General features: G+C 68.6%; 30 protein-coding genes. 7 read left to right on the top strand and 23 right to left on the bottom strand.

Features of this window, described 5'->3' with window-relative positions; translation table 11 throughout:
* Nucleotides 1-131: 131 nt before the first annotated feature.
* Nucleotides 132-410 (top strand): YciI family protein, encoded by a 279-nt coding sequence (locus tag BLV57_RS11525; RefSeq protein ID WP_091288620.1) that lies wholly within the window; start codon nucleotides 132-134, stop codon nucleotides 408-410.
* Here the strand turns inward: BLV57_RS11525 and mftF are convergent.
* From mftF to mftA, 12 genes are read right to left on the bottom strand one after another with little or no spacing between them, the layout of a single operon-like run.
* Complete coding sequence (gene mftF / locus BLV57_RS11520) at nucleotides 376-1,761, bottom strand: mycofactocin biosynthesis glycosyltransferase MftF (protein ID WP_091288619.1); 1,386 nt, start codon at nucleotides 1,759-1,761, stop codon at nucleotides 376-378. The two genes, BLV57_RS11525 and mftF, sit on opposite strands and share 35 nt — an antisense overlap.
* Entirely contained in the window at nucleotides 1,758-2,534 is a 777-nt protein-coding gene (locus BLV57_RS11515) for a mycofactocin-coupled SDR family oxidoreductase (RefSeq protein WP_091288618.1), read from the bottom strand. Before BLV57_RS11515 ends, mftF begins: the two co-directional genes overlap by 4 nt.
* Nucleotides 2,531-3,169: a mycofactocin biosynthesis peptidyl-dipeptidase MftE gene (gene mftE, locus BLV57_RS11510; RefSeq protein ID WP_091288617.1), complete on the bottom strand. Its 639-nt coding sequence runs from the start codon at nucleotides 3,167-3,169 to the stop codon at nucleotides 2,531-2,533. Before mftE ends, BLV57_RS11515 begins: the two co-directional genes overlap by 4 nt.
* Nucleotides 3,166-3,945, bottom strand: a complete 780-nt coding sequence (locus BLV57_RS11505; RefSeq protein ID WP_091288616.1) for a mycofactocin-associated electron transfer flavoprotein beta subunit — start codon at nucleotides 3,943-3,945, stop codon at nucleotides 3,166-3,168. Before BLV57_RS11505 ends, mftE begins: the two co-directional genes overlap by 4 nt.
* Before the next feature lie 3 nt (nucleotides 3,946-3,948).
* Entirely contained in the window at nucleotides 3,949-4,239 is a 291-nt protein-coding gene (locus BLV57_RS11500; protein ID WP_091288615.1) for a ferredoxin family protein, read from the bottom strand.
* Nucleotides 4,240-4,247: 8 nt separating this feature from the next.
* Complete coding sequence (locus BLV57_RS11495) at nucleotides 4,248-5,588, bottom strand: FAD-dependent oxidoreductase (protein WP_091288614.1); 1,341 nt, start codon at nucleotides 5,586-5,588, stop codon at nucleotides 4,248-4,250.
* Nucleotides 5,581-6,627, bottom strand: coding sequence for a mycofactocin-associated electron transfer flavoprotein alpha subunit (locus tag BLV57_RS11490; RefSeq protein WP_245757269.1), 1,047 nt, complete (start codon nucleotides 6,625-6,627; stop codon nucleotides 5,581-5,583). The genes BLV57_RS11495 and BLV57_RS11490 overlap by 8 nt, the downstream gene beginning before the upstream one ends.
* Complete coding sequence (locus BLV57_RS11485) at nucleotides 6,624-8,585, bottom strand: mycofactocin system FadH/OYE family oxidoreductase 2 (protein ID WP_091288613.1); 1,962 nt, start codon at nucleotides 8,583-8,585, stop codon at nucleotides 6,624-6,626. Before BLV57_RS11485 ends, BLV57_RS11490 begins: the two co-directional genes overlap by 4 nt.
* Complete coding sequence (locus tag BLV57_RS11480) at nucleotides 8,582-10,471, bottom strand: mycofactocin system FadH/OYE family oxidoreductase 1 (protein WP_091288612.1); 1,890 nt, start codon at nucleotides 10,469-10,471, stop codon at nucleotides 8,582-8,584. The genes BLV57_RS11485 and BLV57_RS11480 overlap by 4 nt, the downstream gene beginning before the upstream one ends.
* Nucleotides 10,472-10,473: 2 nt before the next feature.
* A complete protein-coding gene (gene mftC, locus BLV57_RS11475; RefSeq protein ID WP_091288611.1) occupies nucleotides 10,474-11,649 on the bottom strand; it encodes a mycofactocin radical SAM maturase in 1,176 nt (391 codons plus the stop codon).
* Nucleotides 11,646-11,909 (bottom strand): mycofactocin biosynthesis chaperone MftB, encoded by a 264-nt coding sequence (mftB, locus tag BLV57_RS11470; protein WP_091288610.1) that lies wholly within the window; start codon nucleotides 11,907-11,909, stop codon nucleotides 11,646-11,648. The genes mftC and mftB overlap by 4 nt, the downstream gene beginning before the upstream one ends.
* 8 nt (nucleotides 11,910-11,917) lie before the next feature.
* The gene (gene mftA / locus BLV57_RS11465; RefSeq protein ID WP_091288609.1) at nucleotides 11,918-12,013 is read right to left on the bottom strand and encodes a mycofactocin precursor MftA; all 96 of its coding nucleotides are present in this window, start codon (nucleotides 12,011-12,013) and stop codon (nucleotides 11,918-11,920) included.
* 82 nt (nucleotides 12,014-12,095) lie between these two features.
* On the opposite strand from mftA, the gene mftR reads away from it, so the two are divergent.
* On the top strand, nucleotides 12,096-12,701 hold the full coding sequence (gene mftR, locus BLV57_RS11460; RefSeq protein ID WP_245757268.1) for a mycofactocin system transcriptional regulator: 606 nt from the start codon (nucleotides 12,096-12,098) through the stop codon (nucleotides 12,699-12,701).
* On the opposite strand, the gene BLV57_RS11455 is transcribed toward mftR, so the two are convergent.
* The 3 genes from BLV57_RS11455 to BLV57_RS11445 all read right to left on the bottom strand — a co-directional run bounded on the left by BLV57_RS11455 (nucleotide 12,698) and on the right by BLV57_RS11445 (nucleotide 15,067).
* Nucleotides 12,698-13,675 (bottom strand): PDR/VanB family oxidoreductase, encoded by a 978-nt coding sequence (locus tag BLV57_RS11455; protein WP_091288607.1) that lies wholly within the window; start codon nucleotides 13,673-13,675, stop codon nucleotides 12,698-12,700. The genes mftR and BLV57_RS11455 overlap by 4 nt on opposite strands.
* The gene (locus BLV57_RS11450) at nucleotides 13,675-14,529 is read right to left on the bottom strand and encodes a metal-dependent hydrolase (RefSeq protein WP_091288606.1); all 855 of its coding nucleotides are present in this window, start codon (nucleotides 14,527-14,529) and stop codon (nucleotides 13,675-13,677) included. Before BLV57_RS11450 ends, BLV57_RS11455 begins: the two co-directional genes overlap by 1 nt.
* A 64-nt stretch (nucleotides 14,530-14,593) precedes the next feature.
* A complete protein-coding gene (locus BLV57_RS11445; protein WP_091288605.1) occupies nucleotides 14,594-15,067 on the bottom strand; it encodes a pyridoxamine 5'-phosphate oxidase family protein in 474 nt (157 codons plus the stop codon).
* A gap of 337 nt (nucleotides 15,068-15,404) precedes the next feature.
* Between BLV57_RS11445 and BLV57_RS11440 the strand changes: the two genes are divergently transcribed.
* Nucleotides 15,405-15,683 (top strand): hypothetical protein, encoded by a 279-nt coding sequence (locus BLV57_RS11440; protein WP_143047032.1) that lies wholly within the window; start codon nucleotides 15,405-15,407, stop codon nucleotides 15,681-15,683.
* A 13-nt stretch (nucleotides 15,684-15,696) separates the two neighbouring features.
* Here BLV57_RS11440 and BLV57_RS11435 read toward each other — a convergent pair whose 3' ends face one another.
* Nucleotides 15,697-16,587 (bottom strand): SDR family oxidoreductase, encoded by an 891-nt coding sequence (locus BLV57_RS11435; RefSeq protein WP_091288603.1) that lies wholly within the window; start codon nucleotides 16,585-16,587, stop codon nucleotides 15,697-15,699.
* Between the two features lie 66 nt (nucleotides 16,588-16,653).
* A complete protein-coding gene (locus tag BLV57_RS11430) occupies nucleotides 16,654-17,556 on the bottom strand; it encodes an aldo/keto reductase (RefSeq protein WP_091288602.1) in 903 nt (300 codons plus the stop codon).
* 50 nt (nucleotides 17,557-17,606) lie between these two features.
* On the opposite strand from BLV57_RS11430, the gene BLV57_RS11425 reads away from it, so the two are divergent.
* Entirely contained in the window at nucleotides 17,607-18,437 is an 831-nt protein-coding gene (locus tag BLV57_RS11425; RefSeq protein ID WP_091288601.1) for an LLM class F420-dependent oxidoreductase, read from the top strand.
* On the opposite strand, the gene BLV57_RS11420 is transcribed toward BLV57_RS11425, so the two are convergent.
* A complete protein-coding gene (locus tag BLV57_RS11420) occupies nucleotides 18,424-18,828 on the bottom strand; it encodes a type II toxin-antitoxin system VapC family toxin (protein ID WP_342741172.1) in 405 nt (134 codons plus the stop codon). The two genes, BLV57_RS11425 and BLV57_RS11420, sit on opposite strands and share 14 nt — an antisense overlap.
* Complete coding sequence (locus tag BLV57_RS11415; RefSeq protein WP_091289096.1) at nucleotides 18,821-19,072, bottom strand: type II toxin-antitoxin system Phd/YefM family antitoxin; 252 nt, start codon at nucleotides 19,070-19,072, stop codon at nucleotides 18,821-18,823. Before BLV57_RS11415 ends, BLV57_RS11420 begins: the two co-directional genes overlap by 8 nt.
* Nucleotides 19,073-19,195: 123 nt before the next feature.
* Between BLV57_RS11415 and fbaA the strand changes: the two genes are divergently transcribed.
* Complete coding sequence (gene fbaA / locus BLV57_RS11410) at nucleotides 19,196-20,221, top strand: class II fructose-bisphosphate aldolase (protein ID WP_091288600.1); 1,026 nt, start codon at nucleotides 19,196-19,198, stop codon at nucleotides 20,219-20,221.
* Nucleotides 20,222-20,318: 97 nt separating this feature from the next.
* Here the strand turns inward: fbaA and BLV57_RS11405 are convergent, their stop codons facing one another.
* A complete protein-coding gene (locus BLV57_RS11405; protein WP_176968568.1) occupies nucleotides 20,319-21,506 on the bottom strand; it encodes a hypothetical protein in 1,188 nt (395 codons plus the stop codon).
* A gap of 221 nt (nucleotides 21,507-21,727) precedes the next feature.
* On the opposite strand from BLV57_RS11405, the gene BLV57_RS11400 reads away from it, so the two are divergent.
* Entirely contained in the window at nucleotides 21,728-22,138 is a 411-nt protein-coding gene (locus BLV57_RS11400; protein WP_091288598.1) for a DUF3151 domain-containing protein, read from the top strand.
* A 117-nt stretch (nucleotides 22,139-22,255) separates the two neighbouring features.
* Here BLV57_RS11400 and BLV57_RS11395 read toward each other — a convergent pair whose 3' ends face one another.
* Nucleotides 22,256-23,464 carry an alpha/beta fold hydrolase gene (locus tag BLV57_RS11395; protein ID WP_091288597.1) on the bottom strand — a complete coding sequence of 403 codons (1,209 nt, stop codon included), beginning with the start codon at nucleotides 23,462-23,464 and terminating at the stop codon, nucleotides 22,256-22,258.
* 77 nt (nucleotides 23,465-23,541) lie between these two features.
* On the opposite strand from BLV57_RS11395, the gene BLV57_RS11390 reads away from it, so the two are divergent.
* On the top strand, nucleotides 23,542-24,180 hold the full coding sequence (locus BLV57_RS11390; RefSeq protein WP_091288596.1) for a TetR/AcrR family transcriptional regulator: 639 nt from the start codon (nucleotides 23,542-23,544) through the stop codon (nucleotides 24,178-24,180).
* Here BLV57_RS11390 and BLV57_RS11385 read toward each other — a convergent pair.
* Nucleotides 24,161-24,925 carry a hypothetical protein gene (locus BLV57_RS11385; protein ID WP_091288595.1) on the bottom strand — a complete coding sequence of 255 codons (765 nt, stop codon included), beginning with the start codon at nucleotides 24,923-24,925 and terminating at the stop codon, nucleotides 24,161-24,163. The two genes, BLV57_RS11390 and BLV57_RS11385, sit on opposite strands and share 20 nt — an antisense overlap.
* Before the next feature lie 7 nt (nucleotides 24,926-24,932).
* Nucleotides 24,933-25,385 (bottom strand): GNAT family N-acetyltransferase, encoded by a 453-nt coding sequence (locus BLV57_RS11380; RefSeq protein WP_218134724.1) that lies wholly within the window; start codon nucleotides 25,383-25,385, stop codon nucleotides 24,933-24,935.
* Between the last annotated feature and the right edge of the window lie 33 nt (nucleotides 25,386-25,418).

Here is a 25,418-nt window from a genome sequence, read left to right as displayed (position 1 = left end):
GGATATCCGCCCGCTCAGCCTATCGGGTCGCCCGGGTATTGCCACAGTTCAAATTGTGAGACGCCCAGCTCACGGGCTGGGCATGGCTCGGTAGCGTCTCAACGTACCGCCCGCACTGTCGAGGAGATGTCATGGCCTGGTTCTTCGTCGAAATCCGTTATGTGCAAGAGAAGTACGGCGATGTCCGGCCACGGCACCGTGAATTCCTCACCAAGCTGGCCGACGACGGCGTGGTGGCGGTCGCCGGCCCGCTCGCCGACGGCACCGGCGGCGTGACGCTGTATCAGGCCGAGGACGAGACCGCGTTGCTCGACATCATCAACCAGGACCCGTACTACCTCGAGGGCGCGGTCGCCGAGCGGACCATCCGCGGCTTCAATCCGGTGATCGGCGCCTGGGTCCCCGCGTGACCCTCGGCTGAAGCGGTGCTGTGGTGCGGTGCCGTACGGCGCCCCACCACAGCCCGCCGCCGTACGCGAGATCGTCGATCCGGTGGAACACGAGGTAGCGGACCGGGTCGAGTTCCCCCCGGTGCTGCCACCAATCGGCGACACCCTCGGCCAGCGCGGCGACGGCGATCGCACGCCGGATCCGGCGCGAGAAGAGCGCGCCTGCCAGCGCGAGCGGCCACCAGTGCCTGGTCAACGCGCCCGCGGTCTGCCAGGCGGCGCCAGTGAGCGTCATCGCGTTGAGCCGCACGGCCGTTTTCAGCGGCTCGCGCACCATCTTGAGTGCACCGGCGAGACGGGCGGTGCTGACCGCGGTGATGATCGCCGCCAACGCCGTCGCCCAGCGCTTTTGGCTGGTCAGGAGCACGCAGACGACCGCGGCCCACGCCGAGAGGTTGACCGGCGGGACCGTCCCGGGATGTCGGAGTGCGAGCTGCGCGGCGCCGGTTCCGTAGAACGCCTTGCGGCCGAGCCACGGGCCGAGTGTGTCGCGATGCTCGTGCGCGACGCGGGCGGCCGGGTCGTAGACGAGCCGGTGCCCGTCGGCGTGCAGACGGCAGACGAGGTCGACGTCCTCGGCCACCCGCATCTCCTCGGCGAACCCGCCGCCGACCGCGGACACCCGGACGAGCATCGCCGCGCTCGGCACGTACGCGACCCTGGTCCTGGGGACGATCAGCGCCTCGTCCGGGCCCAGATCGAGCGATGATCTGGCGTGTTCGTACCTGGTCAGCGCGTTCTCACCGGATTTGCGCAAACCGACTATCCGAGGCGCCGCGAGCGCGACGCGCGGGTCGTCGAAGTGCGCCAGCAACGTCTCCAGCCAGCCCGCCTCGGGCACGACGTCCGAATCCAAGAACGCGACGATCTCGTGTCGCGCGGCCTTGAGCCCCGTGTTCCGCGCCGCCGCGGGCCCCCGGTTGACCTCATGCCGGATAAAGCGGGCTTTATCCCGGAGTGGCATAAAGCCCGCTTTATCCCGGTCGGAGGCGTCGTCGACCACGATGACCTCGGAGCCCGCGGGCAGGTCGAGCGCGTCGAGCAGGCGGCGCAACTCGGCGCCGCGGTTGTGGACGGGGATGACCACGGACACCGGGCGCGTGCTCGTGGCCTGGTTCTTCGGGTGCGCGGCGCCCGCCGCGAGCAGCTGGTCGGCCAGTTTGGCCGTGGCCGGGTTCGTGACCGTGAGTTCGTTGTCTTTCAGCAGCTCACGGGCGGTTTTCGAGAGCTTCATCAGTCGCGGGGGCGCGCCGCCGAGCAGGGTTTCGTCGTCGAGCCAGCGGACGCCGGCGTCGAGCCGGACGGTCCTCACGCGGTGAACCCGCCGTCGGTGTGCACGACCGTGCCGGTGATCGACGACGCCGACGGCGAGCACAGGAACGCGATGACCTCGGCGATCTCGGCGGGGTGCAGTATCCGGTCGATCAGCTGGTGCTGGGCGAACTCACCGATGCCTTCGAGGCCGTAGAGATCGGCGGACGCGGCGAGCATCGGCGTGTCCGTCGAACCGGGTGAGACCGCGACGGCGGTGATCCCGGTGCCGCGCAGATCGGTCGCGAGCCCGCGGACGAGCCCGACGACGGCGTGCTTGGCCGCGTTGTAGGCGGCGAGGCGCCACAGCCCGCGATGCCCGGCCGCCGACGCGAGCGCGACGAACCGGCCGTGCCGCGGCTCTTCGCTGGTCAGCATCGCCGGGATGACCGCGCGTGCCAGGTTCGCGACGCCGCGGACGCCGATGTCGAACAGCGCGTCCCAGTCCTTGTCCTCGGTCTCCCACAACGGCTGGCCGCCCGCGATGATGGCGGCGGCCGCGATCGCGGCGTCGATCCGGCCGAACTCGTCGAGCGCGACGTGGACCGCGCCGGTCAGCGCGTCGGCGTCGCGGACGTCGGCAATGACGCCGCGGACGTTGGGCCAGGCGTCGGCGAGCGCGAAGAGCTCGGCGCGCGTCGCGAGTGGGTAGCCGACATGCGGGTCATCGGCGCAGAGGTCGACGGCGACGACGTCCCAGCCATCTTTCGCGAGCTTCTCGACGGTCGCGTGGCCGATGCCGCGCGCCGCGCCGGTGACGATCGCGACGGTCATCGGAGCCGTCCGTGCGAGTCGGGCTGCCAGCGTTCGATCGCCGTGCGCAGGCCGGTGACCAGCGCGTCCAGCAGTTCGCGGCCGTGCTCGGCGGTGGCTCCGGTCGGGTCGCCGAGCACACCGTTCGGGCTGATCTCACGCAGCTTTCCCTTGCGCAGCGACGGCATCAGGTCTTCGAGCGGCGTTGTGTTGCCGGGCGCCGCTTTGCCCATGTCGACTGTCTCCGGCGCGATCGCCAGCATCAGCGAGGTCTCGGTGTGCCCGGCGTGCGCGTCGCCTTCCGTTGGCGCACAAGCGAACCAGGCGGTCTCGCGGTGCTCGTACCGCAGCAGCCGGATCGCCGAGACGAGCGCGGGCACGTTGCCGCCGTGCGCGTTGACGAACACGACCTTGTCCGCCCAGCGGCAGGCCGATCGGCCGAACTCGATCAGCACCGTCCGGAGCGCTTCGTGCCCGATGGACACCGTGCCGTCGAACTCCTCGTGCTCGCCGGACGAGCCGTAGGCGAGCGCGGGCGCGACCAGTTCGCCGCCTGCCGAGGCGACCGCGGTCGCGATCCGGGTGTCGGTGTCGAACGGCAGATGCGGCCCGTGCTGCTCGCACGAGCCGGTCGGCACGAGCAAGATCCCGCTCATTCCAGGTACCCGTGTTGCCGCAGGTAGGCGAGCAGTTCGGCGGCTCCGGCCTTGGCGTCGGCCGGGTGCACGAGCCGGGGTGGGTCGTGCTCGGCGAGCGCGCCGGTCAGCGCGAGCAGCCGGGTGTGCGGCTCAGCGCCCTCCGGCGGCGGCACGCGCCGGGTGCGCGGGCTGAACCGCCGCGTGCGCTCGACGGTGATCCGATCGTCTCTTGTGGACAGAGCTTTGTGGACGGTGATAGCCGCCTTGCGTGCGGCGAGCAGGCCGGGGAGCGACGCGCGGCGCAGACGCACGTCGGCGGGCTCGACCGAGCAGACCGCGGGCAGGCCGACTGCGAGGCGTTCACGTCGGCCGCCATCGAGACGGCGCTCTACCAGCAGTTTTCCGTCCCAGGTAAGCGAGAGCGCGCCGAGTGCTTGGCGCGCGCCGAGCGCCGCCGCGAGGAACGCGGGGGTGGCGCCGGTGCCGCGGTCGGCCGAGTGATCGCCGCAGAGCACGAGATCGGGCGCCGGGATGGCGTCGGCCAGCGCCTTGGCGACGCGGGAACCGTCGTCGGTCTCGTCCTCGGTGAGGTCGACGCGCACCGCGTCGCCGATGCCCGAGGCGAGCGCGGTTCGCAGTACGGCCTCAGCGGGTTCGGGGCCCGCGGTGACGGCCAGCGTCTGGGCGTCGAGCTGCTCGGCCAGCCTCAGCGCGTGCTCGAGCGCGCACTCGTCGGCGGCGCCGAGTCCGCTGGTGAGCGACTCGATCCAGCGCAGAGCGACCACGATCAGCACGGCTCACCCCTTCCGGAAGGTGACGCCGTCGCCGCCGTCGGGGTAGGTCCAGCTGATCGCGCCCTGCTTGTTGCAGAGCAGGTAGCAGGTGCCGCACTCGAAGCACTGCTCGTAGTTGAACAGGATGCCGCCGTCGGTGGTGGGCACGAACAGGTTCGCCGGGCACGCGTGCACGCACTCGCGGGTGGTGCAGGAGTTGCAGATCTCGGAGTCGACCTCGATATGCGCACGCTGCGAGACCTGGAAGTCCACTGTGGACATCCGGTCCTCGAAGGAGATCTCTGGGTAGTCCATCGGCCCGCCTATCCGTACGCCCGGAACCCGGTGATCGCGTCCTTCGCCAGGTCGCGCAGCCGGATGCCGTGTTGTTTCGTGCCACGCCGCAGCAGCTTGCGCAGACCGGGTTTCGGCTCCGGATTCGTGACCTGGAAAAGGTTCTCGACCAGGTCGCAGATCATCGCCGGGTACTTGTTCTGCACGCGGTCGCCGAGGAGCAGCTCCGGCGCGCCCTTGAGCTTGCGATGGTCGGCGAGCACGAACGACTCGTGCAGCCTGCGCTCGTAACCGGACAGGTCAGTCGTGTTGTTGCTCAGCGCCTCAGCTGCGGCGCGGCCCGCGTACATGCCGGAGCCGATGGCGAAGTTGACGCCCTCCAGCCAGATCCCGGCCGCCAGGCACATCGCGGCGGCGTCGCCGGTGACGAGGATGCCGTCGCCGGTCAGCTTCGGCATGGTCTTGTAGCCGCCCTCGGGGATGAGGTGCGCGGCATACTCGATCAGCTCGCCGCCCTTGACCAGCGGCGCGATGGCCGGATGGCGTTTGAGGTCGGCGATGAGCTCCTCCGGGCGGACCTTGGCCTTGCCGAGTTCGGTCAGGCTCAGCACGACGCCGACGCTGATCGAGTCGAGATTGGTGTAGAGGAAACCGCCGCCCGCGATGCCCCTGGTGCCGCCGACGAGTTCGATGTCGACGCCGTCGGTGCCGCTGACGCCGAACCGCTCTTCGATGGTTTCCCTTGGCAGTGCGAGGGTTTCCTTGACGCCGAGCGTGGTGTGGTGCACCTGGCCGTCCGGGTACATGCCCGCTTGCTTGGCGAGGAACGAGTTCACGCCGTCGCACGCGATGACGATCTGGGCTTTGAAGTCGCCCTCCGGGCGGTCCGTGCGGACGCCGACGACGCGGCCGTTCTCGGTGAGCAGGCCGGTGACCACGGTCGACGTGATCAGCTCGGCGCCGGCCTCCTCGGCCTTCGACGCGAGCCAGGCGTCGAACTTGGCGCGGTGCGCCGTGGCGCCGTTGTACGGCGGCTTGCCCCAGTTCTCGGTGCGGAAGTCGACCGTGAGCGACTGGGTCGGCGTCATCAGCATGGTCTGGCGCCGGGTCACCCAGCGTTCGATCGGCGCTTCTTCCCACCAGTTCGGGATCAGCTCGTCGAGGATGCGGCCGTAGATCACGCCGCCGTAGACGTTCTTCGCGCCGGGGAACGCGCCGCGCTCGACCAGCGCGACCCGATGGCCCTGCCTGGCGAGTTCCAGCGCGGCGGCCGACCCGGCCGGGCCCGCGCCGACGACCACGACGTCGAAGGTCACGGCGCTCGTGCTGGGCGTCGCGGTCTTGGTCGCCGGACCCGCGTGCTCACTCATGCGTGATCTCCTTGGCGAGTTCCTCGAGCAACGCGGTCGCGTCCGTGACGATGCCGAGATCGGCCATCGCGGTCATCGGGCAGCTCGGATCGGTGTTGACGCTGACCACGTGCTTCGGCGCACCGAGCCCGCCGATGTGCTGCGCGGCCCCGGATATCCCGAACGCGATGTACAACTCGGGATCGACGACGACCCCCGTGGTCCCGATCTGCCGCTGATAACTCGCATGCCCGGCATCGGTGACCACCCGCGTCGCGCCGACAGACGCTTGCAGCGCGTCCGCGACCTTCTCAAGCAACTCGATGGCTTCCTTGCCGTTGTTCTTCGTAAGCCCCGCTCCGGCTCCGAGAATCCGAGGCGCCTCCGCGAGGTCGGCCGTCTTCGGGTCCGGGGGAAGCACTTCGAGCACCTCGGCGTCCTGTGCGTCCTGCTCCGGCCAGTTGAGTTTTTCGCGTGTGTTTTCGGAGGCTCTTTCGACTGTGCGGACGCCCGGGACCAACGTGGCCACGAACGGTCCGTCGACCTCGACGTCGACCATGGTTTTCGATCCCCACCTCGCGAGCCTCGCGCCGGTCCGGTGGATCTCGATCGCGCCGGCGAGCAGGGGGATGTCGAGTGCGAAGGCAATCCGTGGAGCGAGGTCTCGACCGTCGGGAGAGGCGGGGAGAATGAGGCCCTGACCTGGGGATTTGTCGGTTATCCACAGTTGGCCTGGGGTGTGGACAACTCCTGTTGATGGGCCTGGGGTGGGGGTCGGGGCCGATAGACTGTTGTAGGGCTGGCCCCCAGGGTGGGCGGGGGGCGAACTTACTACGTAGGGGGGCTCTGAGCTGCGGAAATGGGAGGCCAGGGCGGTTGCCCAGGCGGCGGGGGCGTAGTCGCCCGCTTCGGCCAGGATGGCGTGGCGCAGGGAGGTCAGGGCGTCGGCCGCGGCGTGGGTGCCTGAGCCGATCAGGAGCGCGTGGCCGGACGCTTCGGCGCAGGCTTCGTCGGCTCCGGCGGGGAGGGTGCCGTCGCGGACCGGGATCAGGGCGATCACAGTGACGCTCCCGCTCGGTGGCCTTCGATGACCGCGGCATGGGCTCGGCGCGGGGTGAGGCAGTCGCCGACGCGATAGGACTTGAGATCCATTGTGGACAGTTCGGCCCAGAGCTCGTCGGCGGGACGCGCGTGCACGGCGAGCACGACCCAGTCGGCCGTCATCTCCAGGTTCTCGCCCGTGGTGTGCCGCAGCACCTGCAGCGTGACGCCGCCGTCCTCGGACGCAGAGGCGCCCATCACGACCAGATCGGTTTGCTGGCCGATGCCCTTGGCGTCGGCGCGGACGTTCCAGGTCTCCATGTCGAGCGTGATGCCGAGGTCCTGGCCGACGACCATGCCCGAGGTGATCACGCGCACCGAGCAGCCGCGGTCGGCGAGCAGTTCCGCGGTCGACGTCGCCTGGTGGAAGCCGAGGTCGTCGACGAGCACGACAGTCCCTTGTGGACTGACCGAGCCGTCGAGCACGGCGCGCACGTCCACGATCCGCTCCAGCGAGCCCGCCCACCACGGCCGGTCCGCGTGCGCGCCGGTCGCCAGCACCACCGCGTCGGGGCGTTCTCGGCGCACCAGGTCCAGATCGGCGTCGACGCCCGTGCGGATCTCGACACCGTAGCGCCGGCACTCGGCGTGCAGGTTCCGGGTGACGTCCAGGAACTCCGCTCGCGAGGGCACGCTCGCGGCCAAAGCCACTTGACCGCCGGTTTGCGAAGCCTTCTCGACCAGCGTGACGCGATGCCCGCGTTGCGCGGCCGTCGAAGCGGCTTGCAGGCCAGCTGGGCCGCCGCCGATGACCAGCACGTTCCGCGGACGCACGGACGGCATCGGCAACGGGGTCGCTTCCTTGCCGGTGCGCGGGTTTTCGATGCAGCCGAGCCAGCGGTTGAGGCCCATCCGCCCCACGCATTCCTGGTTGCACGAAAGACAAGTCCGGATGTCCGTGGCATGCCCGGCCCGCGCCTTGCGCACGAAATCCGGGTCCGCGATCTGCCCGCGCACGACACCGATCAGGTCGCAATGCCCCTCGGCGAGCGCGCGGTCCGCCTGCACCGGGTCCTTGAACCGGCCGACGCCGACCACCGGGATCCGCACCTTGTCCCTGATCGCGCTCGGGATGAACATCGCGTAGCCGGGCGGGATGTGCATCGACGCCTCGATCATGTACAGCGTCGCGGTCGCCACGCCGATCGAGGTGTTGATGTAGTCGACCTTGCCGGTCGCCTCGACGAGCTGCGCGATCCGCACCGCCTCGTCGATCGTCGTGCCGCCGTCGATCAGCTCGTCGCCGCAGATCCGCACCCCGAGCGCCAGCCCGGGGCCGATCGCCGCGCGCACCGCTTCGACGATCTCGATCAGCAGCCGCGACCGGTTCTCCAGGCTGCCGCCGTAGTCGTCGGTCCGGATATTCGTCGCGGGAGAGAGGAAACCGCGCACGATCGACGAGTGCGAGCACTGCAACTCGATCCCGTCGAAGCCGCCCTGAGCACAATGCTCGGCCACGATCGCGTACCCGCGGACGATCTCCGCGATCTCCCGCTGCGAGACGGCCTTGGGGACTTCGCGGAACATCGGGTCGGCCACCGGGCTCGGTGCCCAAACCGGCAGTCGCGAGTACATGCTCGACGCCTGCCCGCCATTGTGGTTGAGCTGCGCGAAAATCGGCACCCCGTGCGCGTGCACCGCCTCGGTGATCCGCCGGTATCCAGGCACCACAGACGGATTGAAACCGTGGATCAGCTTCTCGTACGGCCAGTCCGTCGGATGCGTCGAGTGTTCCTCGGTGATGATCAGCCCGGCCCCGCCGACCGCGCGCGCCGCGTAGTACGCCGCGTGCTGCTCGCTCGGGTGACCGTCCTCGGCGTAGTTGGTCAGGTGCGCGGAGAACACCACCCGGTTCTTCACCGTGACCGGCCCCAGCTTGAGCGGGGTGAACAGGTACTTGTACTGCCCGCCGCTCATCGCACACCCGCCGCGCGCCGTCCTTCGAGCACGGCTTCGTGCACCGTCCTCGGCGCGACCCGGTCGCCCGCCGGGATCGCGTCCGGGTGCGTCAGCGAGTCGTCCGGCAGCCGATGCCCGCAGTCGATCAAGGTGGCACACGGGATTTCCCGGCGCCGCGCGGTGAAGCGGTCCTCGACCACCAGATGCGCCGGATGCACCTCACGCAGCAGCGTCGACTTGTGCAGCGTCACGCCCGCCTGCTGCACCCGCCGGTTCGCGTCGGCGAGGTCACCGGTGATCGCCAGCAGCGTGCCCACGACCTGGTCCTGTGTGATCAACGCGGTTTCACGGCCGGACGCGGCCACCAGCTCGGCGGTGCCGACGCCGATCGGCCCGCCGACGGGGTCGAATACCACGACCGGACCATCCGAGACCAACGCGCCCGCCTCATAGAACTCTTGGTAGCCAACGACATGTGGCTCGCCGACGACCGAGTAAGCACGACGACCAGGCTTGCTCCCGGTCGCCAACACGATCAAATCCCCATTCCGCGAAGCCTGCTCGAGATCGGCCGCAGTGCTTTCGGTCTTCAGCCGGACGTCCACGCCGAGCGCGGTGACCTCCGCGATCAGCCAATCCACAAAGGACTGGAGACGGCCACGTCCGCCGACCTTCGCGGCGAGCGCGAGTGCGCCGCCCAGTTCCGCCGACCGCTCCGTGAGCCGGACTTGATAACCACGCAGGGCGAGCACTCTCGCTGCTTCGAGCCCGGCCGGGCCCCCGCCAACCACCAGTGCGTGTCCATCATGGGCCGCGCCGCTCTCGATTCCGGGGTCGGTGCTCTCGTGCCCGCTGCGGGGCTCGGCGGAGCAGGTGACGATGGGGTTGCGGTTGTCGCGGACCATGCATTTCGCGTTGTCCAGCGAACACGGCCGGATCGAGCGCCCGGCGCGGACCTTCGACACGAGTGCCGGATCGGCGATCTGCGCGCGCGTCATCTCCACCAGGTCGGCGACCCCGTCGTCCAGCGCCCACTGGGCTTGACCCGGGTCGACCACACTGCCTTGCAGCACAACGGGAAAAGTCGCGACCGCCCGGATCTGACGGCACAGTTCGATGTTGAATCCCGGCTCGGTGTGCAGATCCGGCCTGGTCGCCGACGCGCCCATCGCCGACCCACGGACGACGGCGAGGTAGTCGACGTCCAGCGACCGCACCAGCTCGACCGCGTGCTCGGGAGTCACCCCGGCCCAGGGCGCGAGTTCGTCGCAGGACAGCCGCAGTCCCAGAATTCCGGGCCCGAGCACGCCTTTGACGGCCGCGAGGACCTCGCGCAGCAGTTTGCCCTTGTCCTCGCCCCAGTCGTCACCACGCTGGTTCGTCAACCCGGACAGGAACTGCCGCAGCAGGCTGAACTGCCCGGCATTGATCTCGACACCGTCCACACCGGACTGGACGGCGATGCCGGTCGCGTGCGCGAACCCGTCGATCAGCGCTTGGATCTGCCCGGAGTCCATCTCCAGCGGCAGCTCGCGGCTGGCGACGTCCGGCACTCGCGACGGCGCCCACAGCGCGTTCTGCGAGTAAGCCGACGACCCCTGCGAACCGGAATGCCCCAGCCCGGCGAGCACGAGAGTCCCCTGTGGACGGCAGGCTCGCACGATCGCCGACCAGTCACAGTCCGCGGCCAGCGGCGCACGCTCATACGGCCAGTCCGACTCGTGCACCGAGGCGATCTCGGTGACGATCACCCCGGCGCCGCCCTCGGCCCGCGCCTGGTAGTACGCGGCGTGGCGCGGGGATAAAGCCCGCTTTATCCCGAGATTGGTCTCGTGCGGCCCGAACAGCACCCGGCTGGGAGCCGTTCGCGAGCCGAGTTCGACGCTGCCGGTGAGACTCGCCATCGCTACGCCAAACCTGCCAGCGGGCTCGTGTCGCACGCGCGGTCCGGCACGCGGACGCGAATGGACGGGATGCCCAGCGAGACGCGTCGTGAGTGGTCCTGGCTCGGCTTCGGCAGCGCGTCACCGTCCCGTGTGGACAGTGCGTGCTCGCCATGTCCCTTGACACACTCGGGATCCGGCCCGTCCAGCGGCAGCCCCGTGAAGAACTTCGCCGCCATGCAGCCGCCCTGGCAGCTGTCGTAAGCCGAGCAGGAGTTGCACGCCCCGCCCGTCTGCGGCCGCCGCAAGTCCTGGAACAGCGCCGATTCCCGCCACACGGTCCCGAAACCGGCGCCGCGGACGTTGCCGGCCTTGAACACGTCATGGATCGCGAACGGGCACGCGTAGACGTCGCCGACCGGGTCGATCAGGCACACGACACGGCCGGCGCCGCACAGGTTCAGCCCCGGCAGCGGCGACGAGCCCAGCGCGTTGAGGTGGAAGAACGAGTCGCCGGTGAGCACCTTCTCGCCGTTCGCGACCAGCCAGTTGTAGAGCTCCAGCTGCTGCTCGGCGGTCGGATGCAGCTCGTCCCACACGTCCGCGCCGCGGCCAGAGGGACGCAGCCGGGTGATCCTCAGCTGCGCTCCGAAGCCGTCCGCGATTTCTTTGAATGTGTCAAGTTGACCCACATTGTGTCGGGTCATCACGACCGAGATCTTGAAGTCCTTCATGCCCGCGTCGGCCAGATTCCGTAGCGCGCGCATAGCCATGTCGTACGAGCCTGGCCCGCGGACGGCGTCGTTGACCTCGCGCGTCGCCCCGTCGAGTGAAATCTGGACGTCCACGTAGTCGGTCGCGGCCAGCTGCCTGGCCCGCTCGGGGGTGATCTTGACGCCGTTGGTGGAGAACTTGATGCCCACGTGGTGCGCGATCGCGTAATCCAGCAGCTCCCAGAAGTCCGACCGCACGGTGGGCTCACCGCCGCCGACGTTCACGTAGAACACCTGCATGCGCTCGAGCTCGTCGATCACGGCCTTGATCTCGTCGGTCGACAGCTCGTTCGGATCGCGGCGCCCTGACGAGGAAAGACAGTGCTCACAGGCCAGATTGCAGGCGTACGTCCACTCCCAGGTCAGGCAGATCGGCGCATCGAGCCCGTACTTGAACTGCTCGACCAGCGGGGCGACGGCGGTCACGAGCCCTCCACGATCATGTCGGTGGCGACGAGGGAGTCGAGTGCTTTGAGAAAGCTCGGCGCGCGCCCGTCGGGCAGCTCGGTGAGCGCTACCCGCAGGCTGGGGTGCGTGCCCAGGCTTTTGACGAATTCGACCAGGTCAGGGGCCTTCAGGAAGGACAGCTTGCGGTTGCCGAAGTGGTACGCGAGCGCCCCGAACGGCTCGGGCCGCAAGGCCACGCTGGGGTTCAGGCGGTACGGCTTGTCCAGGTCGAGTGCCATGCCCGTGCTCAGTACACGCCGCACATACCGTCGATGGAGACCTCTTCGACGAGGAGCTCTTCGACAGCGGGGGCCTCTTCGACTTCGCGCTCTGCTTCGGGCATGGTGTGCTCCTCAGTGCGTGCTCTAATCGACGAGAACGACGGTAATGGCACTCAGTGCCGAATGGAAGGGGTGAGTGTCCGCGTGCCTGCTGAGAGCCCCGACGGCGCTCGCCACGGTGGCCGCCGCAAGATCACCTCGAAGGGCGAGCTGGAGCACATCGCGTTCGCGCTGTTCGACGAGCGCGGCTTCGATCACACCACGATCGACGACATCGCGGCCGCCGCGGGCATCGGCCGCCGGACGTTCTTCCGCTACTTCCCATCGAAGAACGACATCGCCTGGGGCAGCTTCGACGAGCAGCTCGTCCACATGCACGCCCGGTTCCGCGCCTGCGCGCCCGAGCTGCCGCTCATGGACGCGATCCGCGAGGTCGTCGTCGGCTTCAACAGCGTCGAGCCGGAGGAGGTGCCCTGGCACCGGCGGCGGCTCTCGCTGATCTTGAACGTGCCCGCGCTGCAAGCGCATTCGACGCTGCGGTACGCCGATTGGCGGCGCGTGGTCGCCGACTTCGTCGCCGAGCGGCTCAATCAGCCCGCGAATTCCCTTGAGCCGCAAGCGATCTCGCACGCCGTGCTCGGAGTCGCCGTCGCGGCCTACGAGCAGTGGCTGTCCGACGAGGGCTCGGAACTCATCCCGCTGCTCGACAAAGCCTTGCGGGACTTGGCATCCGGCTTCAAGGACGTCTAGATGTCGAGCGTGACCGGCTCGCGGTCGACGCAGACGCGGACCGGCGTCCCTTCGGAGTCGGGGATTGCGCAGGTTCCGCAGAAGCCCTGTCGGCACGAGTACGTGACGCCGGGAATCGCCTCGCGGAGAACGTCCAGCGCCGAGCGATCGGCGGGCACTTCGAGCGTCCGTCCGCTGCGCAAGGTGAGCCGGAACGGCTTCCCGGCCACGATCGGCGGCGGGGAAAACCGCTCGTAGAACACGGTCTCCTCGGTCGCCTGCCGGACGCCGGTGATCATCGGAATCGGTCCGCAGCAGTAGATGGCCGCACCCGGCGCCGCGTTCTCCAGTAGCTCGGCGCCGGACACCGGCATGCCGAACTCGGAGTCCGGCCTGACGAAGATCCGCGCTGAGCCCAAAGCGGACAGTTCGTCGAGGAACGGCATCGAGTCACGGTCGCGCCCGGCGTAGACCAGCCGCCAGTCGGCGCCGATCGCGTCGGCGTGACGGACCATCGGCAGGATCGGCGTGATACCGATTCCGCCCGCGATGAACAGGTACTTTTCGGCTGGCAGCAACGGAAAGGCCGTACGCGGACCTTGCGCGGTCACCCGGGTTCCCGGCGTGAGCGAGTGCACTTCGGACGACGCGGCGCCGATCTTCCTGACCGCGACCCGATAATGCGACAGGTCGGCCGGATCACCGCACAGCGAGTATTGCCGGACCAAGCCCGAAGGCAGCGTCAGATCGATGTGCGCGCCGGGGCGCCAAGGCGGAAGCGTTCCGGTGAGTCGCAGACTGACCACATCGGACGCTTCGGCGCGGACGTCCTCGACCGTCAGGTACAGCTTCCGGTCCACCGCGCGCACCGGCGGACGGCGACGCCCGCTCCAGGTGCTCATTTTCGTATACGCGGCAACGACTCCGGTCAGCGTCGACATCAGCCGATCGCGCCGGGCGCTGCCATCCAGCCGCTCGGGGTAGGTCATCGTCATCAGGCTGCGTCGGCCGCCCGTGCGGCAGGTGAGCTCGCGAGGTACGCCACGGCCTGTGCGGTGTTGCCGGTGTCGGCCGGGTTGTACGAGCGCCGGAAGTACGGCGTGATCTCACGCAGCAGCTGACGGCCGGTCGGCAGCAGGCCGCGCTTGGACGCCCTGAAGTACGTGCGCCACCGTGCCTTGCCCGGGTTCGTCGGGTCGTTGCGCATCAAGAATCTCGTGCCACGCAAGAAGATCCACGCCAGCACCGGCGTCACCGCGAGCATGCTCCGCACCCGCCGTGTGTACCGGCCGTCGAGGTGCTGGAACAGGTCGTACGCCACCGAGCGATGCTCGACCTCCTCGGCGCCATGCCAGCGCAGGAGGTCGAGCATGGTCGGATCGGCGCCGTCCAGCGGCGCGTCGAGCACCCACTGGCCGAGGAACGCCGTGTAGTGCTCGATCGCGGCGACGACCGCGACCCGCTCGACGATCCATTCCTCACGCGCCTTGCCGGTGAGATTCCGGTCGCCGAGCAGCCGCCGGAAGATCCACTCCATCTGCGCGATGTACGGCCGCACGTTGACGCCCGCCGCTTCGAGATGCGCGGCGGCGCCGTCGTGCGCCTGGGCGTGCATGGCCTCCTGGCCGATGAAACCGAGCACGTCCTCGCGCAGCCGGTCGTCCTTGATCAGCGGGACGGCCTGCTTGAACAACTCCACGAACCAGCGCTCACCCTCGGGCAGCGCGATGTGCAGGACGTTGATCGTGTGCGTGACCTGCGGTTCGCCGGGGACCCAGTGCATGGGCAGCGAGGCCCAGTCGAATGCGACATTCCTGGCGTGGAGCACCAGGTGCTCGTCTTCGTTCACCGTGACCTCCGCAGGCTCTGAGCAGGTCTGACGGGTACATGTTACCTGAGGTAACACCTACTTTCTAGTAGGTACCGCCGAGCTTGCCGTGATCCCAGCTGATCACCTTCGTCGGCTTGAAGATCAACCCGATCCGCTTGCCGGCCTGCGCGGTGATGAACGCCCTGAGCTCGTCGGGCACCGGATCGCCCGGCTTGCCACCCGCGTACCGCTGCGTCAGCGCGATGCCGATTTCGATGACCCGCTCGGTGTCCTCGACGAGCTCGACGTCGGCTTCGAGCGAGACGCCGCGCAGCTTGTCGTAGCTGTCGCCGTCTTCGATCAGCACGGTCGCCTCGGGCAGGCGGCGCAGGTTCTTCGCCTTCTGCGAGCTGCCGTACGTCCAGGTCGCGACGCCGTCGCCATGCGGGAAGTACCAAAGCGGCGCCAGATGTGGCCGCCCGTTCGGGCTCATGGTCGCGACGTTGATGACCTTCTGCTCGTCGAAGTACGCACTGATCTCTTCGGGCGTCATGCGGATCTGGTCACGGCGGGACATGAGACCTCCTGGTCGGACAGCTTCGAAGCGACGCTACCGCAGCGCCGCCACTTCGCCAGGAAAAGACCTTCCTGGCGAACCGCAACCCCCGGCGGGGGCAGGCGTCTTAGTCTTCGAAAGCGCAAGAGCTTCCCGCGAATAACGCGGACTGGGGATTTCTGAGGGGAAATCGAAATGAAGATCAACCTTATTGCCGGTGGAATGCTCACGGCCGGTCGAGGGAAAATGCAAACTCGAACGTAGCCGTGATTACACGGAAAAGTTCAGCAGCCCGACGTCTCCGGTCATCGCCTCGGCCGAATACCGGGCGATCAGTTCGACTCCCGACGAGAACAACGTGTACAACACCGATTTCGCGGTGACCATCAAAAAGGACGCGAAGCCGGGCACTTATCCCGTTTCTTTCTTCTGTGACGGCGCCCCGGTGAAGGGAACCATCACCAAGGCGCAGCCCAAGCCGCAGGTCGAGACGAAGCCCCAGGGCGCGCCGCAGACCGGTGGCGGCGCCGAGAGCGAGTCGTCGCCCGTGGCCGCCATCGCACTCGGCGGGGCCGGTGTCGCGGCGGCCGGTGGGCTCGGGTTCTTCGCGCTTCGCCGTCGCAAGAACAACGCGTGACGCCATCGGGCCGCTACCGCTTGCCGGTGGCGGCCCTTCCGGCATGCCCGGTGACGGAAGCCTCGTACGCGCCGCGCTCTTCGATGTCCTTGAGCGCGGCCCGGTCGGCCGCGGGAACGCGGGAGCGGGAGCCGAGCTCGATGATCGGCGGCAGGAACGCGCGGATCAGCTTCAGCGCGCCGACCCAGCGCGGCACGTGGATCGTGCGGCCGCGCCGCATGATGCCGTCTTCCAGGCAGTCCAGCGCGGTGGACAGCGGATACGTCTTGCCGATCAGGCCGGGCATGCCGCTGCGCAGCTTGCCGAAGACCGGGTGCGCGTCGGCGCTTTCGACCAGGTCGGTGCGGATCCAGGTCGGGTGCGCGACGCCGACCTTGACGCCGAGATGCGCGACTTCGGCGCGCAGGCTGTTGGCGAACGCCTCGACGCCTGCCTTCGCGGCCGCGTAGTTGGCCATGCCGGGCGCGTGCGTGATCGCGGCGAGCGAGGAGATCGCGAGCAGGTAGCCCTTGCGCTCGATGACATGCGGCAGGGTGACCCGGAACGTGCGCCACACGCCGAGCAGGTCGACCTCGATGACCTTCTCGAACGCGGCAGGGTCGACCGAGCGGACGAACCCGGTCGACGCGATACCCGCGTTGGCGATCACGATGTCGATCCCGCCGAAGTGCTCGACGACGCCCTCGGTCGCCTTTTCGAGCGCGGCCCAGTCGGTGACGTCGGCTTCCCAGGACTTCGCGGCCGCGCCGATCGTCTCGGCGACCTTGCGCTGCTCTTCGGCCTCGATGCCGACGAGCGCCACCTTGGCGCCCTGCGCGGCCAGCCGTTCCGCCAGCCCGGCCCCGATGCCGCGGGCGGCACCGGTGATCAGCACGACCTTGCCCTTGACGGTGTTCCTGGCCACGACGCCTCCTAGTTCAGCCCCCGTGGCCAGGCACGCTACCCGAACTTACCCCAAGTAAGCTACCCGTCAGTAGGCTGACGTGAGCGCTTCGACCTCTTCGGCGGTCAGCTCGAGGGTGAGCGACGGCAGCAGATCGGCGAGCTGCTCGGTCGTGCGTGCGCTCGCGATCGGCGCGGCGACCGTCGGCTGCGCGCGCAGCCAGGCCAGCGACACCGCGGCCACCGGAACCGAGTGGGCCTGGGCGATCTCGTCGAGCGCGGCGAGCACGCGTTCGCCCCGGTCGTTGAGGTAGGCCGCGGCTCGCGGCGCGCGCGGGCTGTCGGACGGCGTGTCGGCCGAGCGGTACTTCCCGGCGAGGAAACCCATGGCCAGCGCGAAATACGGCAGCGTCGTCAGGCCTTCGCGGGCGATGAACGGCGCCAGGTCCTGCTCGTAGTCGCGCTCGAGCAGGTTGTAGTGCGGCTGCACCGCGACGTAGCGCGCGTAGCCCGCACGGTCCGAAATGGACAGTGCTTCGGCCAGTCGTGCCGCGGTGTAGTTCGACGCCGCGATGTGGCGCACCTTGCCCGCCCTGACCAGTGCGTCGAATGCGCTGAGGGTCTCTTCGAGCGGGGTCTCGTCGTAGTCGCGGTGCGCGTAGTAGAGGTCGATGTGATCGGTGCCGAGCCGTCGCAGCGAGTCGTCGGCCGCCGCGGCGATGTTCTTCGCCGACAGTCCCGGCCGCTCGGCCCAGCTGCCCACCTTGGTCGCGATGACCATGTCGTCGCGGCGGCCGCGGCGGGTGAGCCAGTTGCCGATGATCGCCTCCGACTTGCCGCCCGAGTACACGTCGGCAGTGTCGATGAAGTTGCCGCCCGCCTCCGCGTACGCGTCCAGCACCGCGAACGACTGCTCCTCGTCGGCCGTCCAGCCGAAGACGTTGCCGCCGAGATTGAGCTCGCAGACTTCGAGTTCCCCGATTTTCGCCATGATCCGACGCTAGCGGAATGAAACCCGGCGACGCTCGGGTTGGACCGATCATGACCTTCGAAATCGGCAAGATCGGCGTCTGGCGCCCGAAGCAGCTCACCACCGACAAACTGGCCGTCGAGCTGGAGGGCCTCGGCTACGGCGCGCTCTGGGTGGGCAGTTCTCCCTCGCTGGTCAGCGAAATCGGGCAGCTCGAAGGCCTGCTCGCCGCGACCACCACGCTCGTCGTCGGCACCAGCATCGCCAACGTCTGGGCGGATGACCCCGCGAGCGTCGGCGCGGGATACCACCGGCTCGCCGACAAGTACCCCGGCCGCTTCATCCTCGGCATCGGCGTCGGGCACCCCGAGGCGACGCAGGAGTACAAGAAGCCTTATCAAGCGCTGGTCGACTACCTCGACGGCCTCGACGCGGCCGGCGTTCCCGTCGAATCCCGCGCGCTCGCCGCGCTCGGCCCCAAGGTGATCAAGCTGTCCGGCGACCGCACGGCCGGCGCGCTGCCGTATCTCACGACCCCGGAGCACACCCGGCAGGCACGCGAGATCCTCGGCGCGGACAAGCTGCTGGTCGCGGAACAGAAGGTCGTGCTCGGCGAAGAGCGTGAGCGCGCGCTGGCCATCGCCAGGGAGGCCGTCCGTAACCCGTACCTCAGCCTGGTCAACTACACGACCATGCTGCGCAATCTCGGCTTCACCGACGAGGACCTCGCCGACGGCGGCAGCGACCGGCTCATCGACGCGCTCGTGGTGCAGGGCGATGCGGAGACTGTCGCGCGCGGGCTCACCGCGCACCTGGAGGCGGGTGCGGATCACGTGGCCGTGCAGGTGCTCGGCGAGAACCTCGACTACGAGGCGATCATCGCGGCCGTCACACCGCGATGATCTCGACCATCGACTCCAAGCCCTTGAAGTCGTCCGGGTTGCGCGTGTAGAGCGGCAGCTCGGACGACGAGGCGATGGCCGCGATCATCAGGTCCATCCGGCGCGGCTTCGGGGCGCGGTCCGCCGCGAGCACCAGTGACACCAAGGTGCCGTAGCGGGCCGCGGCCGCCGCGTCCAGCGGCAGTGGGACGAAGTCGACCATCGCCGCGCCGAGCTGCTCGTTGCGCGCCGCGCGGACGGCGGGTGTCTTCGCCATCGCGACACCCTGGTGCAGCTCGGCCATGGTGACCGCGGTGATCGACGGGATCTTCGGCAGCGACTCCGGGTCCAGTTCGCCGAGATCGATGTAGACGCAGGTGTCGAGCACACCTTTTTCGGGACGTTCAGTCACCGATGCGGTCCTCTGAGCCGAAGAACTCGTCGGCTTCCTGACGCAGCAGTTCGGCATCGACGCGAGGCAGTTTGCGGTGCTTGGCGCAGAGTTCCTCGGAGGTCAGCCCGCGGCGCCGCTGGATGGGGCGCAGCTCGGCGATCTCCACGCCGTTGCGCGTGACGTAGTAGGTCTTTCCGGCCTCCACCCCGTCCATGATGGCGGCGGAGTTGTTACGGAACTCCCGCTGGCTGATGACGTCCATGCGCACAGCGTAGCCCGCCGTAGCACCAAGTGCTACCCCGTTCCGTATACGACCAGTGTGCCCGTTCCGCCGACCTCGTACGATGCGGCTGAAGGCACCAAGTCTGTTCGAGGAGGACCCACGATGCCCATCGCCACCCCCGAGGTCTACGCGGAGATGCTTGACCGGGCGAAAGCGAACGAATTCGCTTACCCGGCCATCAACGTGACGTCTTCGGAAACCCTGAACGCCGCGATCCGCGGGTTCGCCGAGGCGGAGAGCGACGGCATCATCCAGTTCTCCACCGGCGGCGCGGAATTCGCCTCCGGCCAGGCCGTCAAGGACATGGTCGTCGGCGCGACCGCGCTGGCCGAGTACGCGAACGTGGTCGCCAAGCGCTACCCGATCAACGTCGCGCTGCACACCGACCACTGCCCCAAGGACAAGCTCGACGGCTTCGTCCGCCCGCTGCTCGACATCTCGGCCGAGCGCGTCAAGCGCGGCGAGAACCCGCTGTTCCAGTCGCACATGTGGGACGGCTCCGCGATCGACCTCGACGAGAACCTGACCATCGCGGCCGAGCTGCTCGAGAAGGCGGCCGCCGCGAAGATCATCCTCGAGGTCGAGATCGGCGTCGTCGGCGGCGAAGAGGACGGCGTCGAGGCCGAGATCAACGAGAAGCTCTACACCGCCGAGGGCGACTTCCTGAAGACCGCCGAGGTGCTCGGCACCGGTGAGAAGGGCCGCTACCTGCTCGCCGCGACCTTCGGCAACGTGCACGGCGTCTACAAGCCCGGCAACGTCAAGCTCCGCCCGGACGTGCTCAAGGGTGGCCAGGACGTCGTCGCGGCCAAGCTCGGCCTGACCAACGCGAAGCCGTTCGACTTCGTCTTCCACGGCGGCTCCGGCTCCGAGGTCGCCGACATCCACGCCGCGCTGTCCTACGGCGTCGTGAAGATGAACGTCGACACCGACACCCAGTACGCCTTCACCCGTCCGATCGCTGACCACTTCTTCAAGAACTACGACGGTGTCTTGAAGATCGACGGCGAGGTCGGCAACAAGAAGGTCTACGACCCGCGCAGCTACCTCAAGGCCGCCGAAAAGGGCATGGCCACCCGGGTCCGCGAGGCGGCCGAGCACCTCCGCTCCGCCGGCCAGAAGCTCTGACCCAGCTTAAAAAATCCCAATGTGGCTTTCGTCAGTTTTCAGCTGACGAAAGCCACATTGGCGGCCTGGAACCTGACCAATGCCACATTGGGATTTTTTAAGCCTGGGCGGGCTGGGTCCGGCGGGTGAAGAAGCGCAGGCCCAGCCAGAAGAGGATCGCTAGGCCGACCAGGGCGATCGGGACCGTCCAGTAGGCGACCGGGGGTGCGGACTCCGTGTGCGCGTCGCCCAGGAACCAGGGCCGCAGCTGGGACTGGACCCACAGCGTGCTGTAGCCGAAGGCGGTGACCAGCAGCGCGCCGGCGCCCGCCGTCAGGAGCTTGTGCTCGCGGCCGATGCGGAACGCCAGGTCCACCGCGAGGCCGACGGCCAGCAGATAGAACGGGACCGTCGGGACCGGGAAGCCGATGCCGAGCAGGATCGGCCACATGATCAGGCGATACGCCAGGTATGCGCCCGCCACCGCGGTGGCCGCCCACTGCTTGCCGATCGTCTTGCGGGCCAGCGCCAGCACGAGCGCGGAGACGCCGATGCCCCACAGCGGGTAGACCCACGACGGGATCGGCATGGTGAAGTGGGTGACCGCGGCCAGGTCGACCGGGTGGCCGATCTGCTTCGCGGCGAAGCTCAGCAGCTCGTGCTCGGCCTCGGGCTCGCCGCGTTCCCAGGCGCGCAGGCCGATGATGCCGTACTCCTGCTGGCCGTTCGAGAAGAACGTGTTCTCCAGCAAGAAGACCCAGAGTCCGGTGAGGACCAGTGAACGCAGGCGGCCGGGCGCGGAGAACTTCATCCAGCCGTCGATCACGCCGAGGATCATGATCTCGGTGCCCAGGTAGAGCATCATGTGCGACGGGCTCCACGCGGTCAGGTCGAGTCCGTTGAGCCGGTGGTTGAGGATGTCGAGCGGCCCGGCGATCAGGAACAGGATCATCCCGCCCTGCATCAGCCGCAGCGAACGCTTGTCGCAGCCGAGGCCGGTGTAGCTGTGGATCGCGACCAGCACCACCAGTATGCCGGTGCCGACCGTGTTGATCAGGTGCGGCGGCGCGAGGTCGTCACGCAGGAACTTGAAGTGCCACGACATGTCCCAGGTCGACCCGAGCATCTTGAACGCGAACGCGATCAGCCACATCGAGTAGCAGAAGTTCAGTGCCCACTGCGGGGTCGGCTGCCCCGGCGCGCCGCGGTGCCAGTGCAGCTTGAAGAACAGCCGCGTCTTGGCGATCGGGCTACGGGGGATGGCGCCGGGCTCGACGACCCCAGACACGTCCACTGCCTTTGTCATGCCGCTAATCATCGCTTAGTCGACTTACCGATCGGTACCGGACCGGGAAAAACCAGGGTTCACCCTGAGGAGTGACGAGTTTGCTTTCCGCGTGGTGGTCGAGGCATCCTCTGCCGCCATGATGCCGAAACGCTTTGTCGCCGCTGTCCTCGTCGGCTGCCTCGTGCTGGCCGCGGGCGGGGTGGTCGGAGCCCTGTTCTTCAGCTGAGCACAATGGGCTCATGACGCACAACCTGCTCGGCCCGGAGCCGACCTTGCTGCCAGAGCACACCGTCGCGCAGGCCGCACTCGACGCGGGCGTCGACCCGGCCGGCGTCGCGGCGGAGCACCCGTACTTCAGTGCCGCCTGGGCTCAGCTGGCCGAGACCGCCTTCGAAGCCGGTGAGACCGTCGCCGCGTACGCCTACGCCCGCACCGGCTACCACCGCGGACTCGACCAGCTGCGCCGCGCCGGCTGGAAGGGCTTCGGCCCGGTGCCGTGGTCGCACCGCCCCAACCAGGGCTTCCTGCGCGCGCTCGCCGTACTCGCGAAGGCCGCCGGGAAGATCGGCGAGACCGAAGAGTACGACCGCTGCCGCACCTTCATCACCGACTCCGACCCGGCGGCCGCCGAAGCCACGGGCCTCGCCTGATCCCAGGTCAAAACCGGAAAAAAATCCCAATGTGGCATTGGTCGGGTTTCCGGCCGCCAATGTGGCTTTCGTCAGGCCGAAGCTGACGAAAGCCACATTGGGATTTTTTTCGCCGGGTCAGAACCAGCCGCAGTTGGTGGGGGCGGGGAAGGCGGCGAAGCGGCCTTCGAGCCAGGCGTAGGCCTCGGGGTAGGCGCGGACGAAGCCGCCGACGTGGGTCGGCACCAGCGAGCTGCTGAACTGGACCTTCGTGCCCTTCGAGCACCAGGAGCGGGCCATCGTGCGGTCCTGCTCGTACGGGACGATGTCGTCGAGCACGCTGTGCACGATCAGCACCGGCGCGGTCGGCTTGAGCTTGCCGATCAGCTGCTGGCCGACCCGGGACTTGTACGGCTCCTCACCGAGGTACGCGGTCAGCGACCGGCCGTCGTTCGTCAGCGTCGACGACTGGGTGAACGCGTGCGCCGCGATCGCCTCGACCGTGCATTCGTTCTTGACCTGCTCGAACAGCTGCTTGCCGCGTGCGTTCAGCAGCGAGGGGATGTTCAGCTCCGGGTACGCCGCGTCCATGCTGACCAGCGCGAACCCGAGGAAGCCGACCGCGTAGTGCCCGTCGAGCACCTTCGCCACCTCGGCCAGATCCGCCGGGACGGCGCCCGCGTACGCGCCCTTCAGGTTCAACTCCGGCGCGTACGAAGGCTGGAGTTCGGCGGCCGCCGCCGAGGCCCCGCCGCCCTGCGAGTAACCCGCGATGGCGACCGGCCCGGCGTCGGGCAGTCCGGCCTCGGGCAGCCGCTGGGCGGCGCGGATCGCGTCGAGCACGGCGTGTCCCTGCGAAAGCCGGTTCATGTACGTGTGGACGCCTGGCGTGCCGAGGCCTTCGTAGTCGGTGACGACCACGCCGTATCCGCGGGCGAGCAGCCCCTCGATGAACGGGCCCTCGTACTCGAAGCCGGCGGCCAGCGCCTTCGACGGCGCGCAGGAGTCGCCGATGCCCTGAGTGCCGGCGGCGTAGCTGATGATCGGGCGCTGACCTGCGCCGATCCAGGGGACATTGGGGGTGAGGACGGTGCCGGTGACGGCCATCGGGCGGTCATGCGTGTCCGTACTGCGATACATGATCCGTTGCACCTTGGCGTCCGCCCTGATGAGCTTTACGGGATCGATGTAGAACTGCGAAACCTCGTGGCGAATGATGTCGCCGTTCGCTCCGGACGGCAGCGGGGAAGGCGGGTCGTAGAAGGTGGTGGCGCCCGCTCGGGCGGGGGTACCCAGTAACGCGATGGCGACGGCCGCGACAAGGCCGAGACGAGAGAAAGTGCGCACGCTTGCTCCTCATTGAGCAGTCGGGGTGCTGAGTTTTCGACACTCGTGTCGAAAAAGAATGAGGTGAGGTGCCCCACATGTCAACCCCCGCTCGTCGCGGACGCCCGCGCAAGCTCCCGCTCGGTGAGCAGCGCGAACGCGTGTTGCGCGCGGCCGCGTCGCTCTACGCGCTGCACGGCGAGCAGGCCACCATCGAGCAGATCGCCCGCCAGGCAGGCGTCTCGCGACAGTCGGTGTACGAGAGCTTCGGCGACCGGGCGGCGCTCTTCACCGAGGTCGTGGCCGATGTCGAGGAGCGCTCGTTCGTCGGCATCGTGGCGCTGGCACGGGAGAAGACGCCGAACCTGCGCGCGTGGGCACGGATGAACTACGCGAACATGTTCGCCTTCGTCGCGGCCAATCCCGAGGCCTTCCCGGTGCTCCGCGAGGCCGAGCGGCTCGGCAATCCGGCACTCACCCGGTTGAGGGAGCGGCTGGCCGGGGTCTACACCGAGGTCGCCAAGCAGCGCTGGGCCGAGCACGGCGTCGACGCGGGCCGGTCCGACAACGCGCTCGTCACGCTCTACTTCGCGATGACCGAGGCGCTCGTCCAGATGACCTGGGACGGCCAGCCGCCCGACGCCGACGCGCTGATCGACCTGCTCACCGAGTTCACGGTCGGTGGCATCACCCGGCTGCGGGAGCCGGACGTCGACGTCATCGATCGGCTGCGCTAGCCGCGTACAGGCAGATCGTGCCGTCCTTGATGGACTCGAGCGCGTACCCGGTCAGCCAGATCCCCAGCACCTGCGTGTAGAAGTTCGGCAGCTCCGCGAACGACTTGCCCGCCAGCGGATGATCACCCAGTTCCTTGACGCCGTTCGCGTGCCGGATCCGTTCCGGGAAGCGGTGTCCGGCCGCCGCCGCTGCCGCCCAGTTGGCGTGCTTGCGCGCCTGGAACGCGACGTCCGGATAGGGCGCGGGCCGGTCGTAGCCCGGTGTCGAGATGTCGATGCCCGCGTCGCAGCCCTTGAGCTCCTCGCGCAGGTGGATGAAGAAGATGTCGTTGACCAGCAAGCCGATGTCGACCGGAACGCAGTGATCGCCGATCTTCTTGGTGCCGGTCGTGCCGACCCGCCAGACGATCCGCTCGGCTGGCCGCGAGCCCCACGGCTCGATCAGCGCGGCCGTCTCCCAGGCGAGCGCCTCGGCCTCCACGATGGACGGACCCAGCGCCTTCACGTGCGAGCCGTCCGGCACGGCGTCGATCGGCGAGTCCTTGGTGTGCCCGGTCCACGGCAGGCAGTGGCCGCAGCTCCAGCCGTCCTCCCACTCGTCGTCCCAGAGGACCCGCTGAGTGCCGGAACCGTTGCAGCGCGGGCACGGGACGACATGCCGGAAGAAGCGCCGTGGCTCGGCGGTCAGGTCCACGTCGCCGAGTGCCGGTTCGAGCAATCCGGTGCGCAGTCCCGCGTAATCCACGTGCGGACTATAGGTCCTTCGTGAACGCCAGCAGTCCGAATCCCTCTGGATCATCCGCGGGGACGCTGCGGTATCCGGTGGTGAGATACAGCGACGCGGCCTCGGGTTGTTTCGGCCCGGTGGTGAGGAAGATCCGGCGGTAACCGCGTCGCTTCGCCTCGGCTTCGAGCTCGGACAGCACCAGCCTGGCGAGCCCGCGGCGGCGATGCGCCGACGCCGTCCACATCCGCTTGACCTCGGCGGTCTCGTCGTCGTAGTGCCGGAACGCGCCGCCTGCGACGCTGACCTCGTCCTCACGCACGAGCAGCAGCACGCCGCGCGGGGGTGCGAACTCCTCGGGCGGGTAGCGCTCCAGTTCCGAGTTGGTGCCGTAGCGGCTGTGGTACTCGTGGGCGAGCTCGTCCAGCAACGGCCGCACCTCGGGATCGGTCACGGCGTACGGCCGTACTTCGAGGCTCACCTGCCGATGATCGGGGGTGAAAGTCCGCAAGGC

This window comes from Amycolatopsis xylanica, assembly GCF_900107045.1.
In the GTDB taxonomy this organism is placed as follows: domain Bacteria; phylum Actinomycetota; class Actinomycetes; order Mycobacteriales; family Pseudonocardiaceae; genus Amycolatopsis; species Amycolatopsis xylanica.
Note: the sequence above shows the minus strand (reverse complement) of the source record. Positions and strands in the feature narration are given on the sequence as shown.

Bases quoted from the DNA above. Each gene is read 5' to 3' on its own strand.
- BLV57_RS11525 (WP_091288620.1), top strand. From the start codon at position 132: ATGGCCTGGTTCTTCGTCGAAATCCGTTATGTGCAAGAGAAGTACGGC.
- BLV57_RS11515 (WP_091288618.1), bottom strand. From the start codon at position 2,534: ATGACCGTCGCGATCGTCACCGGCGCGGCGCGCGGCATCGGCCACGCG.
- mftE (WP_091288617.1), bottom strand. From the start codon at position 3,169: ATGAGCGGGATCTTGCTCGTGCCGACCGGCTCGTGCGAGCAGCACGGG.
- BLV57_RS11500 (WP_091288615.1), bottom strand. From the start codon at position 4,239: ATGGACTACCCAGAGATCTCCTTCGAGGACCGGATGTCCACAGTGGAC.
- BLV57_RS11495 (WP_091288614.1), bottom strand. From the start codon at position 5,588: ATGAGTGAGCACGCGGGTCCGGCGACCAAGACCGCGACGCCCAGCACG.
- BLV57_RS11485 (WP_091288613.1), bottom strand. From the start codon at position 8,585: ATGAGCGGCGGGCAGTACAAGTACCTGTTCACCCCGCTCAAGCTGGGG.
- BLV57_RS11480 (WP_091288612.1), bottom strand. From the start codon at position 10,471: ATGGCGAGTCTCACCGGCAGCGTCGAACTCGGCTCGCGAACGGCTCCC.
- mftB (WP_091288610.1), bottom strand. From the start codon at position 11,909: ATGGCACTCGACCTGGACAAGCCGTACCGCCTGAACCCCAGCGTGGCC.
- mftA (WP_091288609.1), bottom strand. From the start codon at position 12,013: ATGCCCGAAGCAGAGCGCGAAGTCGAAGAGGCCCCCGCTGTCGAAGAG.
- BLV57_RS11455 (WP_091288607.1), bottom strand. From the start codon at position 13,675: ATGACGATGACCTACCCCGAGCGGCTGGATGGCAGCGCCCGGCGCGAT.
- BLV57_RS11445 (WP_091288605.1), bottom strand. From the start codon at position 15,067: ATGTCCCGCCGTGACCAGATCCGCATGACGCCCGAAGAGATCAGTGCG.
- BLV57_RS11430 (WP_091288602.1), bottom strand. From the start codon at position 17,556: ATGGCGAAAATCGGGGAACTCGAAGTCTGCGAGCTCAATCTCGGCGGC.
- BLV57_RS11425 (WP_091288601.1), top strand. From the start codon at position 17,607: ATGACCTTCGAAATCGGCAAGATCGGCGTCTGGCGCCCGAAGCAGCTC.
- BLV57_RS11415 (WP_091289096.1), bottom strand. From the start codon at position 19,072: ATGGACGTCATCAGCCAGCGGGAGTTCCGTAACAACTCCGCCGCCATC.
- fbaA (WP_091288600.1), top strand. From the start codon at position 19,196: ATGCCCATCGCCACCCCCGAGGTCTACGCGGAGATGCTTGACCGGGCG.
- BLV57_RS11405 (WP_176968568.1), bottom strand. From the start codon at position 21,506: ATGACAAAGGCAGTGGACGTGTCTGGGGTCGTCGAGCCCGGCGCCATC.
- BLV57_RS11400 (WP_091288598.1), top strand. From the start codon at position 21,728: ATGACGCACAACCTGCTCGGCCCGGAGCCGACCTTGCTGCCAGAGCAC.
- BLV57_RS11390 (WP_091288596.1), top strand. From the start codon at position 23,542: ATGTCAACCCCCGCTCGTCGCGGACGCCCGCGCAAGCTCCCGCTCGGT.